Annotated in this window: 5 protein-coding genes and 1 riboswitch; of the genes, 1 reads left to right on the forward strand and 4 read right to left on the reverse strand. The window is 72.4% G+C overall.

The window, feature by feature from the left end; genetic code table 11:
- Positions 1-204 precede the first annotated feature (204 nt).
- The 3 genes from ABZ693_RS35645 to ABZ693_RS35655 form a co-directional block, all read right to left on the reverse strand.
- Positions 205-978 carry a M23 family metallopeptidase gene (locus ABZ693_RS35645; RefSeq protein ID WP_359885650.1) on the reverse strand — a complete coding sequence of 258 codons (774 nt, stop codon included), beginning with the start codon at positions 976-978 and terminating at the stop codon, positions 205-207.
- 12 nt (positions 979-990) lie between these two features.
- A riboswitch (cyclic di-AMP (ydaO/yuaA leader) is annotated at positions 991-1,151 on the reverse strand.
- Positions 1,152-1,380: 229 nt separating this feature from the next.
- The gene (locus ABZ693_RS35650; RefSeq protein ID WP_359885651.1) at positions 1,381-2,778 is read right to left on the reverse strand and encodes a M16 family metallopeptidase; all 1,398 of its coding nucleotides are present in this window, start codon (positions 2,776-2,778) and stop codon (positions 1,381-1,383) included.
- A complete protein-coding gene (locus ABZ693_RS35655; protein WP_359885652.1) occupies positions 2,775-4,130 on the reverse strand; it encodes a M16 family metallopeptidase in 1,356 nt (451 codons plus the stop codon). Before ABZ693_RS35655 ends, ABZ693_RS35650 begins: the two co-directional genes overlap by 4 nt.
- Positions 4,131-4,313: 183 nt before the next feature.
- On the opposite strand from ABZ693_RS35655, the gene ABZ693_RS35660 reads away from it, so the two are divergent.
- On the forward strand, positions 4,314-6,776 hold the full coding sequence (locus ABZ693_RS35660) for a DNA gyrase/topoisomerase IV subunit A (RefSeq protein ID WP_359885653.1): 2,463 nt from the start codon (positions 4,314-4,316) through the stop codon (positions 6,774-6,776).
- A 79-nt stretch (positions 6,777-6,855) separates the two neighbouring features.
- Here the strand turns inward: ABZ693_RS35660 and ABZ693_RS35665 are convergent, their stop codons facing one another.
- Positions 6,856-7,902, reverse strand: coding sequence for a CobW family GTP-binding protein (locus ABZ693_RS35665; RefSeq protein WP_359885654.1), 1,047 nt, complete (start codon positions 7,900-7,902; stop codon positions 6,856-6,858).
- Between the last annotated feature and the right edge of the window lie 197 nt (positions 7,903-8,099).

An 8,099-nucleotide genomic window follows, 5' to 3' on the forward strand; every position in this document is an offset into this window, starting at 1 on the left:
CACGCGATGGCTCCACGACACACTCGGCCGGATCAGCCGCCCCTACGGGATACGGATCACCCCCGCGCCCGCGGAGGACGCGGCTCTTCGCGTGTCCGCGCCCGGAGCCCCCGGCAGCCCTGACGGCGCCGGCGAGCCCTGGACACACCGAAGCCCCGGCTCGGACGAGCCGGGGCTTCGACGCGTGGTCCGGGGGTGCCGCCGTCAGAGGGCGACGCCGCGGGACCGCAGGTACGAGACCGGGTTGATGTCCGAGCCGTACTCGGCGCTGCTGCGCGCCTCGAAGTGGAGGTGCGGGCCGGTGGAGTTGCCGGAGGAGCCGGAGATGCCGATCAGCTCGCCCGGGGTGACCTTCTGGCCGACGTACACGCGCAGGGCGGAGAGATGGCCGTACTGGGTGTACGTGCCGTCGTTCATCCGGATGACGATGTTGTTGCCGTACGCGCCGCCCCAGCCCGCCTCGACGACGGTGCCCGAGCTGACGGAGACGACCTTGGTGCCGTACGCGGCGTGGAAGTCGATGCCGGAGTGGTGGCCGGAGGACCACAGCGCGCCGCCGGTCTGGTAGCCGGTGGAGACGTACGAGCCGGCGACCGGGAGCTGGAAGGAGTTGAGGCGCTTGCGCTCGGCCTCGCGGGCGGCGCGCTCCTTGGCCTCGCGGATCTCCTTGGCGCGCAGCTCGGCCTTGCGCTTCGCCTCCTCGGCGGCCTTGGCGCGGGCGGCGGCCTCGTAGGCCTGCTTCTCCTGGGCGGAGGCCTGGGCGTCGACGTGCCGGGCGAGGGACTCGTCCGTGACCACCCGGGTGAGACCGGTGTCCTCCAGGGAGCCGTCCTCGACGGCCTCGGCGGCGAGCGCCGGGGAGGCCAGAGAGCCGATGACGCCGGCACCGGCGAGGGTCGCCGCGCCGGCGATGCCCGCGCCGCGGCGCGCCATCCGGCTCGGAGCACGATGCTTCCCGGTGGCACGGGTGAACGCCATGAAAAGGCTGGTCCTTTCCTTCCCTCTCGCCTACCGGGTTAGCTGACGGGTTCGGAGCAGGAAGGTCTCCTACGGGCCCCTCCGCGCGGCGAAGGCGTCCGATTCACCCCAGGGACATGTGGGTCCCCGGCTCCCCAGGCTCGCGCCTGACGGGGACTCGGCGATGGCTGCCCGGTGCCGCGGGCGCGGCGTCGTACAGGTCGGACAGCCGCATCGACGCTAGGCCGATCATCTGTCCATCACCAAACAGACTCGGCTCTTTGTTATTCATGCCACAGGGCATTCGGCCTCACAGCCCGTCAATTCGGACATACGGAAGGACCCTGACGAACCGGGTCGTCAGGGTCCTCGTCAGCCGGCCGGACGCGCCGCGCCGGTGGCATCGCCGATGGTGTCGCCGGATCAGCCGGTGACGACGGTCACCTCGCCGATGCCGAGGGCCCGCACCGGCTCCTCGATCTGCGCCGCGTCACCGACGAGCACGGTGACCAGCCGGTCCACCGGGAAGGCGTTGACCACGGCCGCGGTCGCCTCGACGGTGCCCGTCTCGGCCAGCCGCGCGTACAACTGCGCCTGGAAGTCGTCCGGGAGGTGCTGCTCGACCTGGTCGGCGAGCGTGCCCGCGACGGAGGCCGCCGTCTCGTACTTGAGCGGGGCCACCCCCACCAGGTTCTGCACGGCCACGTCGCGCTCGGCGTCCGTCAGACCCTCGGCGGCCAGGGTGCGCAGCACCTTCCACAGGTCGTCGAGCGCCGGACCGGTGTTCGGCGTGTCGACCGAGCCGCTGATGGCGAGCATCGACGCGCCGTTCCCCTCGGCGTCGGAACGCACCACCTGGCCGAAGGCCCGCACGCCGTACGTGTAGCCCTTCTCCTCGCGCAGGACGCGGTCGAGCCGGGAGGTGAGCGTGCCGCCGAGGCAGTACGCGCCGAGCACCTGGGCCGGCCACACCCGGTCGTGGCGGTCGGCGCCGACGCGGCCGATGAGCAGCTGCGTCTGGACGGCGCCGGGACGGTCCACGATGACGACGCGGCCGGTGTCGTCGGCCGTGATGGGCGCCATGGGGCGCGGCGCGGCGGGCGCGCCGCTCCAGGCCCCCAGGGTCTCGGCGAGCATCTTGTCCAGGTCGACGCCCGTCAGGTCGCCGACGACCACCGCGGTGGCCGCGGCGGGCCGCAGGTGCGCGTCGTAGAAGGCACGCACGGCCGCGGCGTCGATCGCCGCCACCGTCTCCTCGGTGCCCTGGCGCGGCCGGGACAGCCGCGAACCGGCCGGGAACAGCTCCTTGGAGAGCTGCTTGGCGGCCCGGCGGCCCGGGTTGGCCGTCTCGTGCGGGATCTCGTCGAGGCGGTTGCCCACCAGGCGCTCGATCTCGGACTCGGCGAACGCGGGCGCGATCAGGGCCTCGGAGAGCAGGCCGAGCGCCTTGGGCAGCCGGGAGACCGGGACCTCCAGGGAGACCCGGACGCCGGGGTGGTCGGCGTGCGCGTCGAGGGTGGCGCCGCAGCGCTCCAGCTCGGCGGCGAACTCCTCGGCGGAGTGCTGGGCGGTGCCCTCGGACAGCGCCCGGGCCATGATCGTGGCCACGCCGTCCAGGCCGGCGGGCTCGGCGTCCAGCGGGGCGTCGAGGGAGATCTCGACGGCCACCACCTGCTGGCCGGGGCGGTGGCAGCGCAGCACCGTCATGCCGTTGTCGAGCGTGCCGCGCTCCGGGGCCGGGAAGGCCCAGGGCTTGGCGAGACCCGGCCGGGGCTGCGGGTGGAACGTCATGGTCGCCAAAGGCGCGGCGGCGTCGGTCACTGGTCCGCTCCCTCTTCCTGGTCGCTGTCGCTGTCGTCGGCGCCGTCGGCCGCCACCGGTTCGTAGACCAGCACGGCGCGGTTGTCGGGGCGCAGGCGGGCCTGGGCGACCTCCTGGACCTCCTCCGCGCTGACGTCGAGGACCCGGTGCACGGCGGTCAGCGCGAGCTGCGGGTCGCCGAACAGCACCGCGTACCGGCACAGTTCGTCGGCGCGGCCCGCGACCGTGCCGAGCCGGTCCAGCCACTCGCGCTCCAGCTGGGCCTGGGCGCGCTCCATCTCCTCGGGCGTCGGGCCCTCGGCGGCGAACCGGGCCAGCTCCTCGTCGACGGCCGTCTCGATCGCGGGGATCTCGACGCCGCCGGAGGCCTTGACGTCCAGCCAGCCGAGCGACGGAGCGCCGGCCAGCCGCAGCAGCCCGAAGCCCGCGGCGACGGCCGTACGGTCGCGGCGGACCAGCCGGTTGTGGAGACGGGAGGACTCGCCGCCGCCCAGGATGGTCAGGGCCACGTCGGCCGCGTCGGACGCGCGCGTGCCGTCGTGCGGCAGCCGGTAGGCGGCCATCAGCGCGCGCGCCGGGACCTCCTCCTCGACGACCTCGCGCAGCTGCTCGCCGATGACGTCCGGCAGCGAGCCGTCGCGCGGCGCGGGCTTGCCGTCGTGGCCGGGGATCGAGCCGAAGTACTTCTCGACCCACGCGAGGGTCTGCTCCGCGTCGATGTCGCCGACGATGGAGAGCACCGCGTTGTTCGGCGCGTAGTACGTGCGGAAGAAGCTCCGCGCGTCCTCGAGGGTGGCCGCGTCCAGGTCGGCCATCGAGCCGATCGGGGTGTGGTGGTACGGGTGCCCGTCGGGGTACGCGAGAGCGGTCAGCCGCTCGAACGCGGTGCCGTACGGCACGTTGTCGTAGCGTTGGCGGCGCTCGTTCTTGACGACGTCGCGCTGGTTCTCCATGGACTCGTCGTCCAGGGCGGCGAGCAGCGAGCCCATGCGGTCGGCCTCCAGCCAGAGCGCGAGCTCCAGCTGGTGCGCGGGCATGGTCTCGAAGTAGTTGGTGCGCTCGAAGCTCGTCGTGCCGTTGAGCGAGCCGCCGGCGCCCTGCACTAGTTCGAAGTGGCCGTTCCCCTTCACCTGGCCCGAGCCCTGGAACATCAGGTGCTCGAAGAGGTGGGCGAGGCCGGTGCGGCCCGCGACCTCGTGGCGCGAGCCGACGTCGTACCAGAGGCAGACCGCGGCGACCGGGGTCAGGTGGTCCTCGGAGAGCACCACGCGCAGGCCGTTGGCCAGCCGGTGCTCGGTCGCTGTCAGGCCGCCGGAGCCGGCCTCGGCCTCGGCCGTGTGACCCATGGGCATGTACATCCCTTCGATCGCGATCGGGAAAAAGTCCTGCCACTGTATGCAAGCGCGCCGCCACCTCGCGAAGTTCCCGTCCTCGTCGGATGTCCCTCTTCCGGGTCGCGGTCGGCATTGTCCGTGGCACGGTCCACAATGGTCCGCGTCAGATCAACCCATGTTGGTGAAGGAGCCACAGCCGCGATGGCCCGCCGCAGCACGAAGACACCGCCGCCGGACGACGCGTTCGAGGAGCGCATCCTCGACATCGACGTCGTCGACGAGATGCAGGGATCCTTCCTCGAGTACGCGTACTCGGTGATCTACTCCCGCGCGCTGCCCGACGCCCGCGACGGCATGAAGCCCGTACAGCGCCGCATCGTCTACCAGATGAGCGAGATGGGCCTGCGGCCCGAGCGCGGCTTCGTGAAGTGCGCGCGCGTGGTCGGCGAAGTCATGGGCAAGCTCCACCCGCACGGCGACGCGTCGATCTACGACGCGATGGTGCGCATGGCGCAGCCGTTCTCCATGCGCCTGCCGCTGGTCGACGGCCACGGCAACTTCGGCTCGCTCGGCAACGACGACCCGCCGGCCGCCATGCGGTACACGGAGTCGAAGATGGCCCCGGCCGCACTCCTGATGACGGAGTCCATCGACGAGGACACCGTCGACTTCGCCCCGAACTACGACGGCCAGGAGCAGGAGCCGGTCACGCTCCCCGCCGCGTACCCGAACCTGCTGGTCAACGGCGCCTCGGGCATCGCGGTCGGCATGGCGACCAACATGCCCCCGCACAACCTGGGCGAGGTGATCTCGGCCGCCCGGCACCTGATCCGCCACCCGAGCGCGGACCTGGACGCGCTGATGCGCTTCGTGCCCGGCCCCGACCTGCCCACCGGCGGCCGGATCGTCGGCCTGTCCGGCATCCGCGACGCGTACGAGTCCGGCCGCGGCACCTTCAAGATCCGCGCGACCACCACCATCGAGAACGTGACGGCGCGCCGCAAGGGCATCGTCGTCACCGAACTGCCCTTCACGGTCGGCCCCGAGAAGGTCATCTCCAAGATCAAGGACCTGGTCGGCTCGAAGAAGCTCCAGGGCATCGCCGACGTCAAGGACCTCACCGACCGCAACCACGGTCTGCGCCTGGTCATCGAGATCAAGAACGGCTTCGTGCCGGAGGCGGTCCTGGAGCAGCTGTACAAGCTGACCGCCATGGAGGAGTCCTTCGGCATCAACAACGTGGCGCTGGTCGACGGCCAGCCGCTCACGCTGGGCCTCAAGGAGCTCCTGGAGGTCTACCTCGACCACCGCTTCTCCGTGGTCCGGCGCCGCTCCGAGTTCCGCCGCGGCAAGCGGCGCGACCGGCTGCACCTGGTCGAGGGCCTGCTCGTCGCGCTCCTCGACATCGACGAGGTCATCCGGCTCATCCGGGAGAGCGAGAACTCCGCCGAGGCCAAGCAGCGCCTCATGGAGCGCTTCTCGCTCAGCGAGATCCAGACGCAGTACATCCTGGACACCCCGCTGCGCCGGCTCACCAAGTTCGACCGGCTGGAGCTGGAGTCCGAGCGCGACCGCCTGACCGGCGAGATCGACGAGCTGACGAAGATCCTCGAATCCGACGCGGAGCTGCGCAAGCTGGTGTCGGCGGAGCTGGCGGCCGTCGCGAAGAAGTTCGGCACCGACCGGCGCACGGTCCTGCTGGAGTCGGCGGGCTCGCCGAAGACGGCCCCGGCCATGGCCCTGGAGGTCGCGGACGACCCGTGCCGGGTGCTGCTGTCCTCGACCGGACTGCTGGCCCGGACGGTGACCGAGGAGCTGCCGGACGCGCACGACGGCAAGCGCGCCAGGCACGACGTGATCGTCTCCTCGGTGGCGGCCACCCAGCGCGGCGAGGTCGGCGCGGTCACCTCGGCCGGCCGGCTGCTGCGGATCGCCGTGATCGACCTCCCGCAGCTGCCGGACACGGCCGCGGCGCCGAACCTGGCGGGCGGCGCCCCGGTCACGGAGTTCCTGAGCCTGGATCCGGACGAGACGGTGCTCTGTCTGACCACTCTCGACGAGTCCTCGCCCGGCCTCGCGCTCGGCACGCTCCAGGGTGTGGTCAAACGCGTGGTGCCGGACTATCCGGCGAACAAGGAGGAGCTGGAGGTCATCACCCTCCGGGACGGCGACCGGATCGTCGGCGCGACGGAACTGCGCACCGGCGAGGAGGACCTGGTCTTCATCACCTCGGACGCCCAGCTGCTGCGCTATCAGGCCTCCCAGGTACGGCCGCAGGGCCGCCCGGCGGGCGGTATGGCGGGCATCAAGCTGTCGGCGGGCGCCGAGGTCCTGTCCTTCACGGCGGTCGACCCGGCGGCGGACGCGGTGGTGTTCACGGTCGCCGGTGCCACCGGCACGCTGGACGCCTCGGAGGCCACCTCGGCCAAGCTGACCCCGTTCGACCAGTACCCGCGCAAGGGCCGCGCGACCGGCGGTGTGCGCTGCCAGCGCTTCCTGAAGGGCGAGGACCTGCTGATCCTGGCCTGGGCGGGCGCCACCCCGGCACACGCCGCCCAGACGAACGGCACTCCCGTCGACCTTCCGGACCTGGACCCGCGCCGCGACGGCTCGGGCACACCGCTCGCGAAGCCGGTGGCGGTCCTGGCCGGCCCGATCGGCTGAGTCCGCTCGGGACGACGCCCCCTGGACCCGCGCGGGTCCAGGGGGCGTCGTCCGTGGCCGTACGGGACGCGTCCGGGGTCTACGGGACCGGGGCCTCGTCCGGCTGGGGCACGTACCGCAGCACGCCCCACATGCTCTGCTCGTCGGGCTCGTCCTCCGCGCCGTTCTGCTCGCAGCCGGCCAGCTCCCCGCGCAGCGCGCCGGCGTCGACTCCCCTGCCGATGAGGACGAGCCGCGTCAGCCGCTCCTCGCCCGCCGGCCACGGCTCCGGGAAGAAGCGCAGGAAAGGGCCCACCGCGTGGACGGTGTACCGGTGTTCCGGATCGGCCGCGCCGAAGTCGACGAAGCCCTTGACGCGGTAGAGGCCCTCGGGGCGGGTGTCCAGGAAGGCCATCAGACGGCGCGGGTGCAGCGGGACGGCCGTACCGAGCGAGACCGTGTCGTACGCGGCGTGCGGATGGGCGTGCGTGTCCTCGTCCCCGTACAGGATGTCCTCGATGGACATCTGCCCGGCGATCTCGTCGTCCGGCACCACCCGGTCGAAGAGCAGCTCGGGATCGATCCGCCCGTGGGCCGTCTCGACGACCGCGGCCCGCGTCGCGAGGCCGGCGACCGTCTCCCGTATGCCCGCCAGTTCCGCCGGTGCCACCCGGTCGGCCTTGTTGAGGACGACGAGGTCGGCGACGGCCAGATGACGGTCGGTCTCCGGGTGCCGGGTGCGGGTCGTGGTGAACTCGGCGGCGTCGACGACCTCGACGAGGCCGCCGTAGACGGCCCGCGGATTGTCGCTGGCGAGCAGCATGCGGACGAGTTCCTGCGGCTCGGCGAGCCCGCTGGCCTCGATCACGATCACGTCCAGGCGCAGCTCGGGGCGGGTCAGCACCTCCAGGTACGTGTCGAGCTCGCTCGCGTCCACCGCGCAGCACAGGCAGCCGTTGCCGAGGGAGACGGTGGAGCCGACCTGGCCGGCGACGGTCATGGCGTCGATGCCGATGTCGCCGAAGTCGTTGACCATGACCCCGATCCGGGTGCCGCGCGCGCCGCGCAGCAGATGGTTGAGCAGGGTCGTCTTCCCCGCCCCGAGAAACCCGGCCAGGACGACGACAGGGATCGGCTGGGTGGTCAAGGGTCGTGCCTCCGGGCCATCGGTGCCTACGCGTGGTGCCACGGCCGGTGCCCGCGACCGCGAAGCACCCAGGATAGGCATGGCCCGCCGCGGATCCGTCCTGTCGCCGGATACGGCACCTCGCCGGGCGGCGGGCCGGAAGGAACCGGCGGGCCGCCCGGCGAGAGGGCGTCGGGGGCGCGGGCGGGCGCGCGGGC

It is taken from the genome of Streptomyces laurentii, from assembly GCF_040635425.1.
In the GTDB taxonomy this organism is placed as follows: domain Bacteria; phylum Actinomycetota; class Actinomycetes; order Streptomycetales; family Streptomycetaceae; genus Streptomyces; species Streptomyces laurentii.

Coding starts and splice junctions, on each gene's coding strand:
- ABZ693_RS35645 (WP_359885650.1), bottom strand. CDS start 978: ATGGCGTTCACCCGTGCCACCGGGAAGCATCGTGCTCCGAGCCGGATG.
- ABZ693_RS35655 (WP_359885652.1), bottom strand. CDS start 4,130: ATGCCCATGGGTCACACGGCCGAGGCCGAGGCCGGCTCCGGCGGCCTG.
- ABZ693_RS35660 (WP_359885653.1), top strand. CDS start 4,314: ATGGCCCGCCGCAGCACGAAGACACCGCCGCCGGACGACGCGTTCGAG.